The sequence below is a fragment of the Kitasatospora sp. NPDC048239 genome (assembly GCF_043202015.1).
Lineage (GTDB): Bacteria > Actinomycetota > Actinomycetes > Streptomycetales > Streptomycetaceae > Kitasatospora.
In genome coordinates, this window is the sequence record NZ_JBICZP010000013.1 from 50,906 (window position 1) to 69,609 (window position 18,704).

Genomic DNA, 18,704 nt, shown 5'->3' on the forward strand with positions numbered 1-18,704 from the left:
GCGCAAGCAACACGGTCGGGTCGGTTCGCCGCCCACCGAGCTGTTTCTCAACAAAACATGGGGATGATCGGTTTCGACAGGGGAAGTCGAAACAGGAGAAGCGAGCCGAGGAACGCGGCAATGATCTCGTTAACCATCTGTCGCAAAAAAATAATCGCCACTTCTAAGCGCGATTCCCAGCAGTTCGCTCTCGCTGCCTAATAAGCACCGATAGCGCTTGGGTGTCAGACCGGGGAGTTCCCGACCCGGACCCTGGCATAATCTAGGGAACTCAACCGTCCGCCCGGGCTGCGGGGGCGGAGGGGAAATCAAACAGCAGCTGGGCCTGTTGGCGGCTTGTCCGCGTGACCGCCAGGGCCGAGAAAATCACAGCGGACTGCGCTCGGAGAAGTCCTGAATCCACTCCACTGGACCCGGGTTCGATTCCCGGCATCTCCACAACCCCATGTTTCAACAGTCGAAGGCCGCCCACCGCTCAGCGGGGGGCGGCCTTCGTCGTCCCTCCCGGCGGGCCCGCAGGAGCACCGCCACCACCCGGGGGGCGGGCGGTGCAGCGCGGACCGGGGTCGGGGGCGTAGGATTTTCCGTCCGCTCATTTCCCCGAGCCGGACCCACCCACCGCAAGATGTACGTCAGGGGGCTTCTTGGGCGCGCACGGCTCAACCCAGTACACCGCCGCTACCACCGAGGCCATGCAGAGCAACACGGACACCGCCATCACCGCCGCCGCCGACTCCGCCGCGGACGGGGACACCATCCGCGCGCGTGAGGTCGCCGAGGAGCAGCACCACCTCGACACCGTCTACCACCGCCTGGAGGAGAAGCTCGCCGAGGCCGAGTACATCCTGGAGGACGCCGTCAAGCGGGTCCAGGTCGGCACCCCCGGCGCGCTCGCCGAGCGCGACGCCCAGGTCTACCGGGCCGGCGCGCACCTCCAGCGGCTCAACAACGAGTTCGAGGACTTCCTCTTCGGCCGGATCGACCTCCAGCAGGCCGACGCGCCGGAGGAGCACGGCATCCCCTCGAACACCCCGCTCGACCCGGCCGACCCGGCCGTCGCCGAGACCCTCCACATCGGCCGGCTGGGCGTCCTGGACGCCGAGTACGGCCCGCTGGTGATCGACTGGCGGGCGCCGGCCGCCGCGCCGTTCTACCGCTCCACCCCGCTGGAGCCCGGCCGGGTGATCCGCCGCCGGGTGATCCGCTCCAAGGGCCGCAAGGTGGTCGGCGTCGAGGACGACCTGCTGCGTCCCGACCTCGCCCCGACCCTGGACGGCCGCGAGCTGGCGGTGGTCGGCGACGGCGCCCTGATGGCCTCGCTCGGCCGGGCCCGCAGCCACTCGATGCGCGACATCGTGTCGTCCATCCAGAAGGAGCAGGACGAGGTCATCCGCGCCGCCGCGGCCGGAGCCACCCTGGTCACCGGCGGACCGGGCACCGGCAAGACCGCCGTCGCCCTGCACCGCGCGGCCTTCCTGCTCTACCAGGACCGCCGCCGCTACGCCGGGGGCATCCTGGTGGTCTCCCCGACCCCGCTGCTGGTCTCCTACACCGAGGGCGTGCTGCCCTCGCTCGGCGAGGAGGGCCAGGTCGCCATCCGCGCGGTCGGCTCATTGGTGGACGGCATCGAGGCGGGCACCTACGACACCCCGGAGGCGGCCCGGATCAAGGGCTCGGCCCGGATGACGCAGCTGCTGCGCCGGGCCGCCAGGGGCGCGCTGGAGGCGGGCGCCCCGCAGGAGCTCAAGGTGGTCGCCCGCGGCGAGGTGCTGCGGTTGGACGCCGGGCGCCTGAAGGCCGTGCGCGGCAACGTCATCGGCTCCGGCGGCACCCCGCTGAACCTGCTGCGCCCGCGCGCCCGCAGGCTGCTGCTGGACGCCCTCTGGCAGGAGGTCGTCCGGCACCTGCCCAGGCCGACCGACCACTACGCCCGCGAGCAGCGCCAGGAGGAGAAGGAGTCCTTCGACGACTACGTCTCGGACGAGGCGGCGTTCCTGGACTTCCTGGACGCCTGGTGGCCCGCGCTGACCCCGCGCCGGGTGCTCGGCATGCTCAAGCACACCCGGCACACCAACCGGGTCGCCCGACGGGCCGTCACCCCGGAGGAGGCGCGGGTCCTGGCGGCCTCCTGGCGGCACCTGTCGGAGCGCGGCGAGGGTGCGCTGTCCGCGCACGACGTGGCGCTGGTCGACGAGCTCCAGGTGCTGCTCGGCGAGGCGGCCCGCCCGAAGGTCCGCGAGGTGGACGCGGTGGACCTGCTGACCGGTCTGGAGGAGGTCACCACCTTCGCCGACCGCAGCTCCAGACAGCGCGACCGGGTGCCGGTCGAGCGCACCGAGTACGCGCACATCATCGTGGACGAGGCGCAGGACCTCACCCCGATGCAGTGGCGGATGATCGGCCGTCGGGCCCGGATGGCCACCTGGACGATCGTCGGGGACCCGGCGCAGTCCTCCTGGCCGTTCCCCGAGGAGGCCGCGGCGGCGATGGACGAGGTGCTGTCCGGCAAGCCGCGCCGGCGCCACACGCTGACCGTGAACTACCGCAACCCGGCCGAGATCGCCGAGGTGGCCGCCAAGGTGCTGGCGCTGGCCGCGCCCGGGACGCCCTCGCCGAGCGCGGTGCGCCGCGTCGGGGTGGAGCCGCGCTTCGCGGCCGTCACCGATCCGGCGCCCGAGGCGTTCGCGGCGGCGGCCCGGGCCGAGCTGGAGCGGCTGCTGGCGGAGGTGGACGGCACCGTGGCGGTCGTCGTGCCGATGGACCGCCGGGCCGAGGCGGCCGGCTGGATCGCGGATCTGGGCGAACGGGCGGTGGCGCTCGGCAGCCTGGAGGCCAAGGGCCTGGAGTACGACGCGACGGTGGTGGCCGACCCGACCGGCATCGCCGGCGAGTCCGAGGCGGGCCTGCGGGTGCTGTACGTGGCGCTGACCCGGGCGACCCAGCGGCTGACCGTGCTCTCGGGCCCGGACGACCTGCCGGACGCGGCGGGGGTGCCCGCGCTCCTGCACGGCTGACGGGTGGGGCGGCCGCCGTGCGCGGCCGCCCCGCGGCCCGGCTGACGCCTGCTCAACGACGAGGGCCCCCACCGCCTGGTGGGGGCCCTCGTCGTGACGATTGGTGACACCGACCCGCCATGCTCGCCTCGCGGCAAGTGGTCGCTCGAAGCGACTAAGGTTGGGCCCGGGGGCTTGGATCGAGCCGGTGTCCCGTCCAATGTAACGCATCGGCCCGTGGGGGCAAGCAGGGTCACGCGCTCTTGTCGGATCCGCACACTCAATGAACGTTATTTCTGGCTTCCCCCTGGTAGGTGCGACGATCGAGGTCTAGCATGCGCTGGGCACTGCATTCAACAAACTGTTGAATCCCTGCCCGGCCCGCAGAGACCCTCAGTGGACGGAAGAAGGACGTCGATGGCGACGGTGCCCAGTGTCTCCAACTCGATCACGGTGCGGCTGGAGGTCCCGGCCCGGGGGAACGCCGTCAGTGCGATCACCACGGCCGTGGAGTCCTCCGGCGGATCGGTCACCGGCCTCGACGTCACCGCCTCCGGCCTGGAGGCGCTGCGGATCGACGTGACCGTCGCGGCGTCCTCGGTCGCGCACGGCGAGGAGATCGTCGAGAAGCTGCGGGCGATCGACGGCGTGGCGATCGGCAAGGTCTCCGACCGTACCTTCCTGATGCACCTCGGCGGCAAGATCGAGATGTCGTCCAAGCTGCCGATCCGCAACCGTGACGACCTGAGCATGATCTACACCCCGGGTGTCGCCCGGGTCTGCCTGGCGATCGCGGAGAACCCCGAGGACGCCCGCCGCCTGACCATCAAGCGCAACAGCGTCGCGGTGGTCACCGACGGCTCCGCGGTGCTCGGCCTGGGCAACATCGGCCCGGCGGCCGCGCTGCCGGTGATGGAGGGCAAGGCGGCCCTGTTCAAGCGCTTCGCCGGCATCGACGCCTGGCCGATCTGCCTGGACACCCAGGACACCGACGAGATCGTGGCCATCGTCAAGGCGATCGCCCCGGGCTTCGCGGGCATCAACCTGGAGGACATCTCCGCGCCGCGCTGCTTCGAGATCGAGGCGCGGCTGCGCGAGGCCCTGGACATCCCGGTCTTCCACGACGACCAGCACGGCACCGCGATCGTGGTGCTGGCCGCGCTCACCAACGCGCTCAAGGTGGTCGGCAAGGCGATCGGCGACATCCGGGTGGTGATGTCGGGCGCCGGCGCCGCCGGTACCGCGATCCTCAAGCTGCTGCTGGCGGCGGGCGTCGAGCACGCCACCGTGGCGGACGTCCGCGGCGTGGTCCACAGCGGCCGGGACGACCTCAACGACTCGCTGCGCTGGATCGCCGAGCACACCAACCGTTCGGGCCGCACCGGCACGCTCAAGGAGGCCGTGGCGGACGCCGACGTCTTCATCGGCGTCTCGGCCCCGAACGTCCTGGACGGCGACGACCTGGCCACCATGGCGAAGGACGCGATCGTCTTCGCGCTGGCCAACCCGGACCCGGAGGTCGACCCGGCGATCGCCCGTCAGACCGCCGCCGTGGTGGCCACCGGCCGCAGCGACTTCCCGAACCAGATCAACAACGTGCTGGTCTTCCCGGGCGTCTTCCGCGGCCTGCTGGACGCCCAGAGCCGTACGGTCAACACCGAGATGATGATCGCCGCCGCCCGGGCGCTGGCCACCACCGTCGCGGACGACGAGCTGAACGCGAACTACATCATCCCGAGCGTCTTCCACAAGGACGTCGCCAAGACGGTGGCCGCCGCCGTGCGGGAGGCGGCCCTGGCCGGTGCCTCGGAGGAGCCGGCCCCGGCCCGCCCGACCCCGGGCATCGTCGGCACTCTCGACACCGCCTCGTTCCCCACCGTCAAGCTCTGACCCGACCCCTTCGGGACGTGTCGCGGATCGGTCAAATGACCGAATGTCGCCCTTACCCACCCAAGCCCGCCCCGAACCCTTGCGACACAAGGGCGAGGGGCGTGTTTGGGCTTGTCGTGCCTAGGGCGTACGGTAGCCCTGCACGGGGCAGGCGTGTCCGACAAGTACGGAACGTCCCCCTCATCCTCCGGCGAGTCGTCCCGACCGCCGCCCGCGCCCGGTCCGCCGGAGCCGACGGAGCGTCACACCTCCGGCGGGCGGGCGTTGTTCGGGTGGCGCCGCCGGGGCCCGATTGGCTTTCTCGGGGCCGGACGGGGCAGGATTCGTATCCAGGCAGGCAGGCGGGCCTTCGAAGGCACGGCGGCACGGGGTACGAACCCGCCCCGCGACCACGCATTGCCTGAATGAGCACAGTGTGCGGACCTGCGGCCTATCCGGGTGCCCCCCGGAGGGAGCACCGATGGGCCCCCGCACACCGCAAGCGAACAGACCACAGGAGTACACATGAACCGCAGTGAGCTGGTGGCCGCGCTGTCCGAGCGCGCCGAGGTGACCCGCAAGGACGCCGACGCCGTTCTGGCCGCCTTCGCCGAGATCGTCGGCGAGGTCGTCGCCAAGGGCGACGAGAAGGTCACCATCCCCGGTTTCCTGACCTTCGAGCGCACCCACCGCGCTGCCCGCACCGCCCGCAACCCGCAGACCGGCGAGCCGATCCAGATCGCGGCCGGCTACAGCGCCAAGGTGAGCGCCGGCTCCAAGCTGAAGGAAGCCGCCAAGGGCGCCTGAAGCACCCCTTGAACGCCCGGAGGCCGGGCTCCCCGCGAGGGGGGCCCGGCCTCCGTCGTCGTCCGGCGTGCCGGCGCGCCGGTCAGGCGTGGACGAGCTGCTCGCTGGGCAGCTCGACGTGCGCGCCGAGGTCGCGCAGCTTCTCCATGAAGTTCTCGTAGCCGCGGTTGATCAGGTCGATGCCGTGCACGGTCGAGGTGCCCTCGGCCGCCAGCGCCGCGATCAGGTACGAGAAGCCGCCGCGCAGGTCCGGGATGACCAGCTCGGCGCCGATCAGCTTGGACGGGCCCGAGACGACCGCGGAGTGCAGGAAGTTGCGGGCGCCGAAGCGGCACGGGGTGCCGCCCAGGCACTCGCGGTAGAGCTGGATGTGGGCGCCCATCTGGTTCAGCGCGCCGGTGAAGCCGAGCCGCGACTCGTACACCGTCTCGTGCACGATGGACAGGCCGGTGGCCTGGGTCAGCGCGACCACCAGCGGCTGCTGCCAGTCGGTCTGGAAGCCCGGGTGCACGTCGGTCTCCAGGGCGATCGCCTTGAGCTCGCCGCCCGGGTGCCAGAAGCGGATGCCCTCGTCGTCCACCTCGAAGGCGCCGCCGACCTTCCGGAAGGTGTTGAGGAAGGTCATCATCTCCAGCTGGCGGGCGCCGCGGACGTAGATGTCGCCCTTGGTGGCCAGCGCCGCGCAGGCCCAGGAGGCGGACTCCAGGCGGTCCGGCAGCGCGCGGTGGTTGTAGCCGGTCAGCTCGTCCACGCCGGTGATCAGGATGGTGCGGTCGGTGCCCATGGTGATGATCGCGCCCATCTTCTGCAGGATGCAGATGAGGTCGACGATCTCGGGCTCGACGGCGGCGTTGCGCAGCTCGGTGACGCCCTCGCAGAGGACGGCGGTGAGCAGCACCTGCTCGGTCGCGCCGACCGAGGGGTAGGGCAGCTCGATCCGGGTGCCGCGCAGGCGCTGCGGGGCGACCAGGTAGGTGCCCTGCGGGTGCTTCTCGATGGTGGCGCCGAACTGGCGGAGCACCTCGAAGTGGAAGTCGACCGGGCGGCCGCCGATGTCGCAGCCGCCGAGGCCCGGGATGAAGGCGTGGCCGAGGCGGTGCAGCAGCGGGCCGCAGAACAGGATCGGGATGCGGGAGGAGCCGGCGTGCGCGTCGATGTCCGCGACGTTGGCGCTCTCGACGTGCGACGGGTCGAGGATCAGCTCGCCCTCCTCGTCGCCGGTGCGCACGGTCACGCCGTGCAGCTGGAGCAGACCGCGTACCACCTTGACGTCGCGGATGTCCGGGACGTTGCGCAGTCTGCTGGGGCCCTGGCCGAGCAGGGCGGCGACCATGGCCTTGGGGACCAGGTTCTTCGCACCGCGGACGCGGATCTCGCCTTCGAGCGGGTTTCCGCCGTGGACCAGCAGGACGTCGTCGGTCATCGTTCTCGCAATCCGGGGTGCCAGAGGAGTGGGTGGGGCTCCGGTGAGAGCCGGCGGTGGACCGGTCGTACGGGCGCGTTCGGGCCCCCGGTGTGACCGAGTCGGCACCGTAGAAGGGCGTCCACCATCAGTAGATGGTAGTAGGCGTGCGAGTGGTTCCCGTGAGCCTCTCCCGTGATGGTGCTCTCTTGGGGTGGAGTTCCGCCCGCCGGGGCGTCCGTACGGGTGTTCGTCCGGCGCGGCGGGGTTCGGAGCGGACGGCCCTGGTGTTGCGGTGTCCGCCGCCGGGCGTTCTGCGGGATCATGTCTGGCATGACAGGGGCCCACTCGCACGGAGGCCGGTCCCACACCGGCCGCTTGCTCGTCGCGACACCCGTGCTCACCGACCCGAACTTCACGCGGGCGGTGGTGCTCCTCCTCGACCACGATGCCGAGGGGGCGCTCGGCGTCGTCCTCAACCGGCCGACGCCGGTGGAGGTGGGCAGTGTGCTGGACGGCTGGGGCGGCCTGGTCGGGCAGCCCGCCGTGGTGTTCCAGGGCGGCCCGGTGGCGCTCGACTCGGCGCTCGGCCTGGCGGTGGCGCCGGGGGACCCGGGCACCGGCGAGCCGCTCGGCTGGCGGCGGGTGCACGGCGCGATCGGCCTGGTCGACCTGGAGGCGCCGCCCGAGGTGCTGGCCGGGGAGCTGGGGGCGCTGCGGATCTTCGCCGGGTACGCGGGCTGGTCGCCGGGACAGCTGGAGAGCGAGATCGGCAGCGGCGCGTGGTACCTGGTGGACTGTGAGCCGGGTGACATCTCCAGCCCCGAGCCGGACCGGCTCTGGCGCGCGGTGCTGCGCCGCCAGCGCGGCCCGCTCGCCCTGCTGGCGACCTACCCGGACGACCCCACCCTGAACTGACCCGGACGGCCCCGGGCCCCGGCACTGGCCCGCTTTCCCGGGGCGCCCATAGACTTGGCACCCATGAGCACTCTTGAGCCCGAGCGCGGCCTCGGCACCGGCACCCTGGTCGAGCCCGTCCCGCAGGTGTCCAACGGGGACGGCGACCACGAGCGCTTCGCGCACTATGTCCAGAAGGACAAGATCATGGAGAGCGCCCTCTCCGGGTCCCCGGTGGTGGCGCTCTGCGGCAAGGTCTGGGTGCCCGGGCGCGACCCGAAGAAGTACCCGGTCTGCCCGATGTGCAAGGAGATCTACGACGGCATCGGCAAGCCGCAGGGCGGGGACGACAACAACAAGTAGATCCGCCCGGATCGTTTTGCATAGCGACCATTTCCCCAGGTGGTCTATGCCAATCGGGCAGGTCGTGGGCAGGATGGCGGGATGGATCTCATCCCCGCCCCCTTGAGTTCCGTCCGCCTCCCGGACGAGGACTTCCCCCTCGACCACGCGACCACCCTCACCGCGGCGCCCGCCCTGGCGGACGCCGAGCGGTGGCTGCGCACCTCGCTGACCGCCGCGACCGGCCTGCCGCTGGGCCCCGGGCGGTCCGGCGAGGGCATCGAACTGGTCCACGACGAGTCGCTGGCCGGTGAGGCGTACCGGATCTCGGTACGCCCCGGCCGCGCCGTGGTCACCGCCGGAGGCCCGGCCGGCGCCCTGTGGGGCGCGCAGACCCTGCGCCAGCTCCTCGGCCCGGACGCCTTCCGCCGCGCGCCGCTGCGCCGCACCGGATGGGTGCTGCCCGGCGCCGACATCGAGGACGCCCCCCGCTTCGGCTGGCGCGGCGCGCTGCTGGACGTCTCCCGGCACTTCCTGCCCAAGTCGGACGTGCTGCGCTTCCTCGACCTGCTGGCCGCGCACAAGCTGAACGTGCTGCACCTGCACCTGACCGACGACCAGGGCTGGCGGGTGGAGATCAAGCGCTACCCGAAGCTCACCGAGCGCGGCGCCTGGCGCGAGCGCTCGATGGTCGGCTACCGGCTGGGCAACCGCCGCGACGACCGCCCGCACGGCGGCTTCTACACCCAGGACGACCTGCGCGAGATCGTCGCGTACGCCGCCGACCGGCAGATCACCGTGGTCCCCGAGATCGACCTCCCCGGCCACACCCAGGCCGCCATCGCCGCCTACCCCGAGCTGGGCAACGCCGACGTGGTGGACACCTCGGCGCTGGGCGTCTGGACCGACTGGGGGGTCAGCCCCAACGTGCTGAACGCCTCCGAGGGCACGCTGCGGTTCTTCGAGGGCGTGCTGGAGGAGGTGCTGGAGGTCTTCCCGTCCGAGTTCATCCACCTCGGCGGCGACGAGTGCCCCAAGGAGCAGTGGAAGGACAGCGCGGCCGCGCAGGAGCGGATCACCGAGCTCGGGCTGACCAACGAGGACGAGCTGCAGAGCTGGGTGATCCGGCACTTCGACGGCTGGCTGGCCGCCCGCGGACGCCGGCTGATCGGCTGGGACGAGATCCTGGAGGGCGGCCTGGCGCCCGGCGCGGCCGTCTCCTCCTGGCGCGGCTTCTCCGGCGGGATCGCCGCCGCGCAGGCCGGGCACGACGTGGTGATGTGCCCCGAGCAGCACGTCTACCTGGACCACCGGCAGGGCCCGGCGGACGAGGAGCCCATCCCGGTGGGCTTCCTGCGCACCCTGGAGGACGTCTACCGGTTCGAGCCCGTGCCCCGGCAGCTGGACGAGGAGGCGGCCCGGCGGGTGATCGGCACCCAGGCCAACCTCTGGAGCGAGTTCATGGACTCCGCCCGGGACATCGACTACCGGGCCTTCCCCCGGTTGGCGGCCTTCGCCGAGGTCGCCTGGTCCGCGCTGCCGGCCGACCCGGCCGCCCGCGACTTCGAGGGGTTCGACCGCCGGATGGACGCCCACCGCGCCCGGTTGGACGCGCTCGGCGTCGAGTACCGCCCGGCCGGCGGGCCGCACCCCTGGCAGCGCCGGCCCGGAGTGGTCGGCCGGCCGATCGAGGGCGCGCCGCCGGAGAAGTGAGCACCTCCGGGCGCCGCACCGCGCGGCGGCGCCCGGGAACTTCTGAGCGGTCATCGGACGTCAAGAACAGATGAACATCTGCTCCGGTTCGCATCGAACCGGAGCAGATACCGCCCGGTATCCGTCCCAATCGGGCAGTCCCGTTCGCCTGCCCCGAAATGATCATCGAGCATTGTGTGCCAGAGTTGCCCAACCCGGCCCGATCGCCCGTACCCTACGGGCCAGGCCGGGCTGCCGACGCGGACATCTCGGCCGAAGGCCGCGGGCGGCAGGCGATCGATGAGCAAGTGGAGCACGGTGGGACCCAGGTGAACCGGACGATCATGCTGCCGGCCTCCCTCGACGAGGCCGTCGACGCGCTGGCCGCCACCCCGGCCGCGGTACCGGTGGCCGGCGCCACCGACCTGATGGAGGCCGTCAACGCCGGACGGCTGCGCCCCGCCGCCCTGATCGGCCTCGGCCGGATCACCGAACTGCGCGGCTGGCGGTACGAGGACGGCGGCACCGCCGTGCTCGGCGCCGGGCTCACCCACGCCCGGATGGACCGCCCCGACTTCGCCGCCCTGATCCCGGCGCTGGCCGACGCGGCGCGGACCGCGGGCCCGCCGCAGGTGCGCAACGTCGGCACGCTCGGCGGCAACATCGCCACCGCCGCCCCGGCCGGCGACACCCTGCCGGTGCTCGCCGCGCTGGAGGCCAGCGTCACCCTCGCCCGGGCCGGCGCCACCCGCGAGGTACCGGTCAGCCACCTGCTCACCGGTCTCGACCCGGTGCGCCCCGGCGAACTGCTCACCTGGGTGCGCGTCCCGCTGCTGCACGCCCCGCAGGTCTTCCTCAAGGCCACCGGCCGCAGCGGCCCGGCCCGCGCCACCGCCTCCGTCGCCCTCGTCCTCGACCCCGCCCGGCGCGCCGTGCGCTGCGCGGTCGGCGCCGTCGCCCCCGTGCCGCTGCGCCCGCTGGAGGCCGAGGCCTGGGTGGCCGGCTGCATCGACTGGGACGGCTCCCGCGAGATCGACCCCGCCGCGACGGCCGCCTTCGGCGAGTACGTGGCCGCCGCCTGTGTACCTGACGGCTACGGCGCCGAGGGCGCCTGGGAGGCCGTGACCGAGGGGCCGAGCGCGGCGGCCGTTCGGCTGCGGCGTACCGTATCGGTGCTGGCCCGCCGGGCACTGGGAAGGGCGCTGAAGTGACCACAGACCCCATCGAAACCCTCGACCCGGGCCCGCTCGACCACGCCCCGCAGGTCAGCCGCGAGCTGCGCCCCTGCGCCTCGTACACGCTGCGGGTCAACGGTTTCGAACGGCCCGTCACCGACGCCTGGATCGGCGAGAGCCTGCTCTACGTGCTGCGCGAGCGGCTCGGCCTGGCCGGCGCCAAGGACGGCTGCGAGCAGGGCGAGTGCGGCGCCTGCTCGGTGCAGGTGGACGGCCAGCTGGTGGCCGGCTGCCTGGTGCCCGCCGCGCTGGCCGCCGACAGCGAGATCAACACCGTCGAGGGCCTGTCGGCCGGCGGCGCCGCCAGCGACGTCCAGCAGGCGCTGGCCGAGTCCGGCGCGGTGCAGTGCGGCTACTGCACGCCCGGCATGGCGATGGCCGTGCACGACCTGCTCCAGCGCAACCACCGGCCCACCGAGGTCGAGGCCCGCCAGGCGCTCTGCGGCAACCTCTGCCGCTGCACCGGCTACCGCGGCGTGCTGGCCGCCGTGCAGAGCGTCGCCGACGCGCGCGTCGCGCAGACCGAGGAGGCCGACGGGGCCCCCGCGCCCGCCGAGGCCGCCGCCGCGTCCGCCGTGGAGCCCGCCGCCGAGGCCGGGCCCGCCGCCGGGCGCTCCACCGGCGACCTGCCGGTGTACACCGACGCCGACGCCTGGATCGAGCACGTCCCCCAGCCGCCCGCCGAGGAGACCCCGACCACCGCCGGGACGGGCGTCGGTGTCGGCATGCCGTACGGCACGCCGGACGGGCACGGCGGCTACGACACCGGCGTGTACGACACCACCGTCCTGCGGCCCGTCCAGGACCTCCCGGCCCAGGGCGCCCCCGTCCACACCATCCCCGCGCAGGCGGCCGCCGAGCCGGGCTACTACCCGCAGCCGGGCTACCCCGAGGCCCAGTACCAGGGCACCTCGGCGCACGGCACCTACGTCCCCGGCCACCAGGACGGCGGCTACCCGCAGCAGTCCGGCTACGAGGCCGCCGCGCCCTACGACGGCCCGGTCTACGAGACCACCCCCGCGCACGGCATCGCCTTCGACGCCGCCGCCTTCGACGGCACGACCGGCCACGGCGCGCCGTACACGCCCACGCCCCCGCACGGCGTCCCGGCCGAGGGCACCGCCCCCGCCGGCGTCCCGTACGGCGCCACCCCCGCCCACGGCATCCGGCTCCCCGAGGACGACCACGCATCATGACCTCGCCGACCGACATCACGGCCGCCGGCCAGCAGCAGGACGCCGGCGAGGGCGGCGCGCCGGAGCCGTTCGGGCTCGGCAGCTCCCCGCTGCGCAGCGACGCGCTCCCCAAGGCACTCGGCATCTACCCGTACGCCTCCGACCTCTGGGCCGAGGGGCTGCTCTGGGGCGCGGTACTGCGCTCGCCCCACCCGCACGCCCGGATCAAGGGCATCGACACCTCGGCCGCGCTCGCCCTGCCCGGCGTGCACGCCGTGGTCACCGCCGCGGACCTGCCGGCCGGTCCGGACGGGAGCCCCGACGGCGCGCCGGCCGGGCCGATCGTCGCCGACCGGCCGGTGCTGGCCGCCGGAGTGGTCCGCCACCACGGCGAGCCGGTCGCCGCCGTGGCCGCCGACCACCCGGACACCGCCCGCCTCGCGGTCGGCCTGATCACCGTCGAGTACGAGGCGCTGGAGGCCGTCACCGACCCCGAGCAGGCCTTCACCGCCCCCGCACTGCACCCGGACGGCAACCTGTTCCGGCACCTGCCGCTGCGCACCGGCGACCCGGACGCGGCCGGCGAGGTCATCGTCGAGGGCCTGTACCAGGTCGGCCGGCAGGACCCGGCGCCGCTCGGCGCCGAGGCCGGCCTCGCCGTGCCGCGCCCGGACGGCGGCGTGGAGCTGCACCTGTCCTCCACCGACCCGCACGGCGACCGCGACCGCACCGCCGCCTGCCTCGGCCTGGAGCCCGACCGGGTCCGGCTGGTGGTCACCGGCGTGCCCGGCGCCACCTCGGACCGCGAGGACCTCTCCTTCCAGGTCACCCTGGCCCTGCTGGCGCTGCGCACCGGCCGCCCGGTGAAGATGACCCTCACCCGCGAGGAGTCCTTCCAGACCCACACCTCCCGCCACCCGGCCCTGCTGCGCTACCGCCACCACGCGGACGCCGAGGGCCGGCTGGTCAAGGTCGAGGCGCAGATCCTGCTGGACGGCGGCGCCTACGCGGACGTCTCCGCCGAGGCGCTGGCCGCCGCGACCGCCTTCTCGGTCGGCCCGTACGTCTGCCCGAACGTCTTCGTGGACGCCTGGGCGGTGCGCACCAACAACCCGCCCGCCGGCCGGATGCGCGGCGAGGGCGCCCTGCAGGCCTGCTTCGCCTACGAGTCGCAGCTGGACCAGCTGGCCGCCCGGGTGGGGGTGGATCCGCTGGAGATCCGCCGCCGCAACGCGCTGGCCACCGGGGACCCGATGCCCACCGGACAGGCCGTCACCTGCCCCGCGCCGGTGGCCGCACTGCTGGACGCCCTGGCCGAGGAGCCGCTGCCCGCGCTGCCGGTGGACGACCCGGACGCCGAGTGGCTGCTGCCGGGCGGGCCCGGCGGCGCCGGGGACCCCGCGGCGGTGCGGCGCGGCATCGGCTACGCGGTGGGCATGGTGCACATGCTGGGCGCCGAGGGCGAGGACGAGGTCTCCACCGCGACGGTGCGGGTCAGCGGCGACCACGCCACGGTGATCTGCGCCGCCGTCGACTCCGGGCAGGGCTTCGCCACGCTGGCCCGGCAGATCGTGCAGTCAGTGCTGGGCGTCAGCGAGGTCTACATCGCGCCGGCCGACAGCGACCAGTCGATCGCCGGGCCCTCGGCCCGGGGCCGGCACACCTGGGTCTCCGGCGGCGCCGTCGAGCGGGCCGCGCTGATGGTCCGCCACCAGCTGCTGCAGCCGATCGCCGCCAACTTCGGGATGTCGGTGGAGCTGCTGCAGATCGCCGACGGCAAGATCACCTCCTACGACGGGGTGCTCGGCATGCCGGTCGCCGAGGCGCTGGAGGGCAAGGAGCTCTGGGCCACCGCGCAGTGCCGTCCGCACCCGACGGAGCCGCTGGACGAGGCCGGGCAGGGCGACGCCTTCGTCTCCATCGCGTTCTGCGCGATGCGGGCGGTGGTGGACGTGGACATCGAGCTCGGCGCGGTCCGGGTGGTCGAGGTGACCGTCGCCCAGGACGTCGGCCGGGCGCTGAACCCGCGCCAGATCGAGGACCGGATCGAGGCGGGGGTGGCGCAGGGCGTGGGCCTGGCGCTGCTGGAGGACCTGCGCACCGAGGGCGGCGTGCTGGTCAACCCCTCGCTCACCGGCTACCGGCTGCCGACCGCGCTGGACACCCCCGAGGTGCGGATCGCGGCGCTGCTGGAGGAGCGGGACGTGGTCGCCACCTTCGGGGCCAAGGCGGTCAGCGCCGCGCCCGCCGTGGTCGCCCCGTCGGCCGTCGCCGCCGCCGTGCGGGCCGCCACCGGGCTGCCGGTCGGCCGGCTGCCGATCCGTCCCGAGGACGCCGTCACGGCGTGAGCCGCGGGGGAGCGGAAGGGACCGCCCTTCCGCCCCCCTTTTTCCGGCTGATTCCCGGGTGAATTTCCTGGTGATTCCGGGGGAAATGCGACGACGAATTGCCGGTCGGCGTAAAACCTGCCGACCGGCAATTCGTCGCGTGGAGGCCATGACGGGAATCGAACCCGTGTAAACCGCTTTGCAGGCGGTTCCCTAAACCACTCGGGCACACGGCCGTGGGGTGGAGCTGTCCTGCGGGGGCGCGCTCAGGCGCGGCGGCAGCAGCGACAGGCGCGACAACACCGGGGAGCGGTGGCACAGGTGCGGTGCGCCGCGCGGGCCGCCGTCTTCCTGTCCATGTCCGACTCCTGTCGTCGTTCGCCGTGTTGGTGAATTCATAGTGGCGGAATGGCCGGCGGCCCGTCAATATCCTTTTGTAAATTCTGCATGGCGGGGTGTGCTACCTTCGAAGGCAGGTGGACGGAGTTCCGGCCACCCCGGACGAGCGCGTCGTACCCGGTGACGACAAGACGGCGCAGTACAGCGGCAATCCGGCCGCTGCTGACTGCGGAGGTCCATCGTCATGGCCTGGCTCGTTCTGATCATCTCGGGTGTCCTGGAGACCGTCTGGGCCGTCGCCCTGGAGTCCTCCAAGGGCTTCTCCCGACCCGTCCCCAGCCTCGTCTTCGGCGTGGCCCTGCTGCTGAGCATGGGCGGCCTGGCGTACGCGATGCGCACCATCCCGATCGGCACCGGCTACGCGGTCTGGGTCGGCATCGGCGCGGTCGGGACGGCGCTCTACGGCATGGCGGTCCTCGGTGACGCGGTCACGATGGCCCGGATCGGCTGCCTGCTGCTGATCGTCTCCGGTGTGGTGGGCCTCAAGGTCCTGCACTGAGCCCACCGAGCACCCTGGTCGACGTCCTAGGTCCAGCGATGGAGGCGATCACCACCCCCGGTCAGGGGTCATCAGGGCAGACGGGTCTTACGATGTTACGTATGACCACAGCCTCCCCCACCTCGGTCGACCCTGCCCTGACAACCCTCCCGGCCGACCCCGGTGGCGGGGTCCTCAGCAGCCGCTACCGGGCGCTGACCCTGGGGATCGTCTCCGTGGTCCTGCTGCTCGCCTTCGAGGCCACCGCCGTCAACACCGCGATGCCGGCGGCGGCCCGCCAGCTGAACGGTCTCGGGCTCTACGCCTTCGCCTTCTCCGGCTACTTCACCACCACGCTGTTCGCCCTGGTCGTCTCCGGCCAGTGGTGCGACCGGCGGGGCCCGCTGCAACCGCTGTTCACCGGTATCGCGGTGTTCGGCGCGGGCCTGGTGGTGGCCGGGTCGGCACCGGGGATGTGGGTCTTCGTGGCCGGCCGGGCGATCCAGGGCCTGGGCGGCGGACTGGTGATCGTCGCGCTCTACGTGGTGGTCGGCCGGGCCTACCCGGAGCGGCTGCGGCCGGCCGTGTTCGCGGCCTTCTCCTCGGCCTGGGTGCTGCCCTCGATCATCGGCCCGGTGGTCTCCGGGGCCGTCACCCAGCACCTGGGCTGGCGCTGGGTGTTCCTCGCCGTCCCGGTGCTGATCCTGCTGCCGCTGGCGGTGATGGGCCCGGCGCTGCGCCGCTCCCTTGAAGCCCCCTCGGCCGAGGAGCAGGCCCTCAAGCGCAACGACCTGGACCGCCGGCGCACCGTGCTGGCCGCGATGGCCGCGCTCGGCGCCGGCCTGCTGCAGTACGCCGGCGAGCGCCGGGACCTGCTCGGGCTGCTCCCGGCGGCCGCGGGGGCGGCGCTGCTGCTGCCCGCGGTGCTGGGGCTGCTGCCGACCGGGACCCTGCGCGCCGCGCGCGGGCTGCCGACGGTGATCCTGCTGCGCGGGGTGGCGGCGGGGTCGTTCTTCGCGGCCGAGGCGTTCATCCCGCTGATGATGGTGACCCAGCGCGGCCTCTCCCCGACGCTGGCCGGGCTGACCCTGACCAGCGGCGGCCTGTCCTGGGCGCTGGGCTCCTGGCTGCAGGGCCGGCCGGGCGCGGAGCGCTACCGCGAGGCGATGATCCGCACCGGCTTCGTGCTGACCGCGGTGGCGATCGCGGGCGCGGCGCTGGTGCTGGTCCCGGCGGTGCCGACCTGGGTGGCGGCGGTGGCCTGGGGCGTCGGCGGGGTCGGGATGGGCCTGGCCGTGGCGAGTGTCAGCGTGCTGATGATGAAGCTGTCCTCGCCCGAGGACGCCGGGGCCAACTCGGCCTCGCTGCAGATGAGCGACGCGCTCGGCAACGTGCTGCTGATGGGCCTGGCCGGGGTGCTGTTCTCGGCGCTGGGCGGCGGCTCGGTGGCCGCCGCCCACGAGGGCGCGGGGGGCGGCGGCTCGGCCGGCGCCTTCGCGGTGATCTTCCTGACCATGACCGGGGTGGCGCTGCTGGGCGCGCTGGTGTCCGGGCGGGTGCGCAGGGCCTGACGGTCACTTGCCGCCGGCGACGGGGGAGGCCGGGGCGGGGGAGCCGAGGAAGGTCTCCCAGCCCCCGGCCGGCGCCTGCCCGGCGGGCAGGGTCTGCAGCTTGCGCAGCACCGCCGGGTCCTGCGCGTCCAGCCAGTTCACCAGCTGGCGGAAGGAGACCAGCCGCACCTCGGGCTTCCCGGCGATGGCCTTGAGGACGTCCTCGACGGCGTTCATGTAGATGCCGCCGTTCCACTGCTCGAAGTGGTTGCCGATGATGTACGGCGCCCGGTTGGTGGTGTACGCCCGCTCGAAGCCCATCAGGTAGGAGTCCCTGGCCTGGGCCTGGTAGGCGGGGTGCAGCGCCGGGTCGGCCTTGGTGTTGCTGCCGGACTGGTTGAACATGATGTTGTAGTCCATCGACAGCACCTGGAAGGTGTGCCCGGGGAAGGGGATGGACTGCAGCGGGAGGTCCCACAGCGCGCCGCCCTGGATCTTCTGCGGCCACACCTGCGTCCCGTTGCCGCTGCTGTCGTAGCGCCAGCCGCGCTTGGCGGCGGTCGGCAGCAGCGCGCGCTGGCCCTCCAGACAGGGGGTGCGGCTGCCGATCAGCTCCTTGCGGTAGTCGAAGGGCAGCGCCGGCAGGTCGGTGTAGCCGGTGTTGCTCCGCCAGTTCATGACGAAGTCCATCGCCTGCTGGATCTCGCTGTCCCACTCCTCCGGCGACCACCGGCCGACGCCCTCGGCGCCGCAGAAGTGCCCGTTGAAGTGGGTGCCGATCTCGTGGCCCTCCAGCCAGGCGGCGTGCAGGTTCTCCAGGGTGTCGCGGATGTGCTGGTCGCTCAGGTAGCCGATGTCGGAGGCGCCGACCTTGTGCTGCGGCGGGCGGTAGAGGTCCTTCTTGGACTCGGGCAGCAGGTAGAGGCCGCTGAGGAAGAAGGTCATCGAGGCGTTGTGCTCCTGCGCGAGCCGGCGGAACCGGCCGAACAGGCCGTTGTCCAGCTCTCCGGCGCCGTCCCAGGAGAACACCACGAACTGCGGGGGGCGCTCGCCGAGCTTCAGCGGCTCGGGCTCGGGCTGGCCCGGCTGCGGGCCGGTGTCCGAGGTGGAGCCGTCGCCGATCAGCGTGGCGGGCGGCTTCGGGGCGGGGCTCGGGGGGCCCGCCTGGTCCGCCGCGGGGTCGGCCGGGACGGGGACGGGGGCGGCCTGCCCGCCGGCCGAGCCGTTGGTTCCGCCGCAGCCGGCCGCGAGGGTGGCGGCGGTGGCGGCACCGGCGGCCAGCAGGGTGCGACGGGAGAGAGCGTCCATGGTCACTCCGTTCATCGGTCGTGCGGCGGCCGGACGGCACGCGGCAGCCCGGTCGGACAAGTGCGGTGATAGACCTCGAGCGGGGTCAGCATGGCATGTGAGCGCGTACGGTCGGTGATCCACCACGTTCGGTCGCAACTGATCGCTCGATTGGTGCAACCGGACTGGCGTCCGAAACAGTCGATATCTCTCGGTCGTCCTCTCGGGCGATCCGGAGGTGGCCGCCACGG

The 18,704-nt window shown here is 73.2% G+C and carries 13 protein-coding genes, 1 tRNA gene, 1 other RNA gene and 1 riboswitch; of the genes, 12 read left to right on the plus strand and 3 right to left on the minus strand.

Annotated features, from left to right (window positions below; genetic code table 11):
- Positions 1-59: 59 nt before the first annotated feature.
- From ssrA to ACGFZP_RS29015, 4 genes are all read left to right on the plus strand, one after another.
- Positions 60-441: a transfer-messenger RNA gene (gene ssrA, locus ACGFZP_RS29000) on the plus strand.
- Positions 442-692: 251 nt separating this feature from the next.
- Positions 693-3,014 (plus strand): HelD family protein, encoded by a 2,322-nt coding sequence (locus tag ACGFZP_RS29005; RefSeq protein ID WP_392938767.1) that lies wholly within the window; start codon positions 693-695, stop codon positions 3,012-3,014.
- A 396-nt stretch (positions 3,015-3,410) separates the two neighbouring features.
- Complete coding sequence (locus tag ACGFZP_RS29010) at positions 3,411-4,883, plus strand: NAD-dependent malic enzyme (RefSeq protein ID WP_392938769.1); 1,473 nt, start codon at positions 3,411-3,413, stop codon at positions 4,881-4,883.
- 504 nt (positions 4,884-5,387) lie between these two features.
- Positions 5,388-5,669, plus strand: coding sequence for an HU family DNA-binding protein (locus tag ACGFZP_RS29015; RefSeq protein WP_030059737.1), 282 nt, complete (start codon positions 5,388-5,390; stop codon positions 5,667-5,669).
- Positions 5,670-5,751: 82 nt separating this feature from the next.
- Here the strand turns inward: ACGFZP_RS29015 and murA are convergent, their stop codons facing one another.
- Entirely contained in the window at positions 5,752-7,092 is a 1,341-nt protein-coding gene (gene murA / locus ACGFZP_RS29020; RefSeq protein WP_392938770.1) for a UDP-N-acetylglucosamine 1-carboxyvinyltransferase, read from the minus strand.
- A 303-nt stretch (positions 7,093-7,395) separates the two neighbouring features.
- Between murA and ACGFZP_RS29025 the strand changes: the two genes are divergently transcribed.
- The 6 genes from ACGFZP_RS29025 (at position 7,396) to ACGFZP_RS29050 (ending at position 14,760) form a co-directional block, all read left to right on the plus strand.
- Positions 7,396-7,989: a YqgE/AlgH family protein gene (locus ACGFZP_RS29025; RefSeq protein ID WP_392938772.1), complete on the plus strand. Its 594-nt coding sequence runs from the start codon at positions 7,396-7,398 to the stop codon at positions 7,987-7,989.
- A gap of 63 nt (positions 7,990-8,052) precedes the next feature.
- Positions 8,053-8,331 carry a DUF3039 domain-containing protein gene (locus ACGFZP_RS29030; protein ID WP_360195114.1) on the plus strand — a complete coding sequence of 93 codons (279 nt, stop codon included), beginning with the start codon at positions 8,053-8,055 and terminating at the stop codon, positions 8,329-8,331.
- A gap of 81 nt (positions 8,332-8,412) precedes the next feature.
- Positions 8,413-10,023, plus strand: a complete 1,611-nt coding sequence (locus ACGFZP_RS29035; protein ID WP_392938774.1) for a beta-N-acetylhexosaminidase — start codon at positions 8,413-8,415, stop codon at positions 10,021-10,023.
- Between the two features lie 323 nt (positions 10,024-10,346).
- Positions 10,347-11,213 (plus strand): FAD binding domain-containing protein, encoded by an 867-nt coding sequence (locus ACGFZP_RS29040; RefSeq protein ID WP_392939013.1) that lies wholly within the window; start codon positions 10,347-10,349, stop codon positions 11,211-11,213.
- Positions 11,210-12,433, plus strand: a complete 1,224-nt coding sequence (locus ACGFZP_RS29045) for a (2Fe-2S)-binding protein (RefSeq protein ID WP_392938776.1) — start codon at positions 11,210-11,212, stop codon at positions 12,431-12,433. The genes ACGFZP_RS29040 and ACGFZP_RS29045 overlap by 4 nt, the downstream gene beginning before the upstream one ends.
- Positions 12,430-14,760, plus strand: a complete 2,331-nt coding sequence (locus tag ACGFZP_RS29050) for a xanthine dehydrogenase family protein molybdopterin-binding subunit (protein ID WP_392938778.1) — start codon at positions 12,430-12,432, stop codon at positions 14,758-14,760. The genes ACGFZP_RS29045 and ACGFZP_RS29050 overlap by 4 nt, the downstream gene beginning before the upstream one ends.
- A 140-nt stretch (positions 14,761-14,900) precedes the next feature.
- Here ACGFZP_RS29050 and ACGFZP_RS29055 read toward each other — a convergent pair.
- Positions 14,901-14,975: transfer RNA gene (locus ACGFZP_RS29055), tRNA-Cys, on the minus strand.
- Positions 14,976-15,213: 238 nt separating this feature from the next.
- Positions 15,214-15,279: riboswitch (guanidine-III (ykkC-III) riboswitch) on the plus strand.
- A gap of 43 nt (positions 15,280-15,322) precedes the next feature.
- Here ACGFZP_RS29055 and ACGFZP_RS29060 point away from each other — a divergent pair.
- Together ACGFZP_RS29060 and ACGFZP_RS29065 are read left to right on the plus strand one after the other, a co-directional pair.
- Positions 15,323-15,637, plus strand: coding sequence for a DMT family transporter (locus ACGFZP_RS29060; RefSeq protein WP_392938779.1), 315 nt, complete (start codon positions 15,323-15,325; stop codon positions 15,635-15,637).
- A 101-nt stretch (positions 15,638-15,738) separates the two neighbouring features.
- A complete protein-coding gene (locus tag ACGFZP_RS29065; RefSeq protein WP_392938781.1) occupies positions 15,739-17,187 on the plus strand; it encodes an MFS transporter in 1,449 nt (482 codons plus the stop codon).
- A 3-nt stretch (positions 17,188-17,190) separates the two neighbouring features.
- On the opposite strand, the gene ACGFZP_RS29070 is transcribed toward ACGFZP_RS29065, so the two are convergent.
- The gene (locus tag ACGFZP_RS29070; protein WP_392938782.1) at positions 17,191-18,474 is read right to left on the minus strand and encodes a hypothetical protein; all 1,284 of its coding nucleotides are present in this window, start codon (positions 18,472-18,474) and stop codon (positions 17,191-17,193) included.
- Between the last annotated feature and the right edge of the window lie 230 nt (positions 18,475-18,704).

Excerpts from the sequence above, each read along its gene's own strand:
- ACGFZP_RS29005 (WP_392938767.1), top strand. The coding sequence starts at position 693 with ATGCAGAGCAACACGGACACCGCCATCACCGCCGCCGCCGACTCCGCC.
- ACGFZP_RS29010 (WP_392938769.1), top strand. The coding sequence starts at position 3,411 with ATGGCGACGGTGCCCAGTGTCTCCAACTCGATCACGGTGCGGCTGGAG.
- ACGFZP_RS29015 (WP_030059737.1), top strand. The coding sequence starts at position 5,388 with ATGAACCGCAGTGAGCTGGTGGCCGCGCTGTCCGAGCGCGCCGAGGTG.
- murA (WP_392938770.1), bottom strand. The coding sequence starts at position 7,092 with ATGACCGACGACGTCCTGCTGGTCCACGGCGGAAACCCGCTCGAAGGC.
- ACGFZP_RS29025 (WP_392938772.1), top strand. The coding sequence starts at position 7,396 with ATGTCTGGCATGACAGGGGCCCACTCGCACGGAGGCCGGTCCCACACC.
- ACGFZP_RS29030 (WP_360195114.1), top strand. The coding sequence starts at position 8,053 with ATGAGCACTCTTGAGCCCGAGCGCGGCCTCGGCACCGGCACCCTGGTC.
- ACGFZP_RS29035 (WP_392938774.1), top strand. The coding sequence starts at position 8,413 with ATGGATCTCATCCCCGCCCCCTTGAGTTCCGTCCGCCTCCCGGACGAG.
- ACGFZP_RS29040 (WP_392939013.1), top strand. The coding sequence starts at position 10,347 with ATGCTGCCGGCCTCCCTCGACGAGGCCGTCGACGCGCTGGCCGCCACC.
- ACGFZP_RS29050 (WP_392938778.1), top strand. The coding sequence starts at position 12,430 with ATGACCTCGCCGACCGACATCACGGCCGCCGGCCAGCAGCAGGACGCC.
- ACGFZP_RS29060 (WP_392938779.1), top strand. The coding sequence starts at position 15,323 with ATGGCCTGGCTCGTTCTGATCATCTCGGGTGTCCTGGAGACCGTCTGG.
- ACGFZP_RS29065 (WP_392938781.1), top strand. The coding sequence starts at position 15,739 with ATGACCACAGCCTCCCCCACCTCGGTCGACCCTGCCCTGACAACCCTC.
- ACGFZP_RS29070 (WP_392938782.1), bottom strand. The coding sequence starts at position 18,474 with ATGGACGCTCTCTCCCGTCGCACCCTGCTGGCCGCCGGTGCCGCCACC.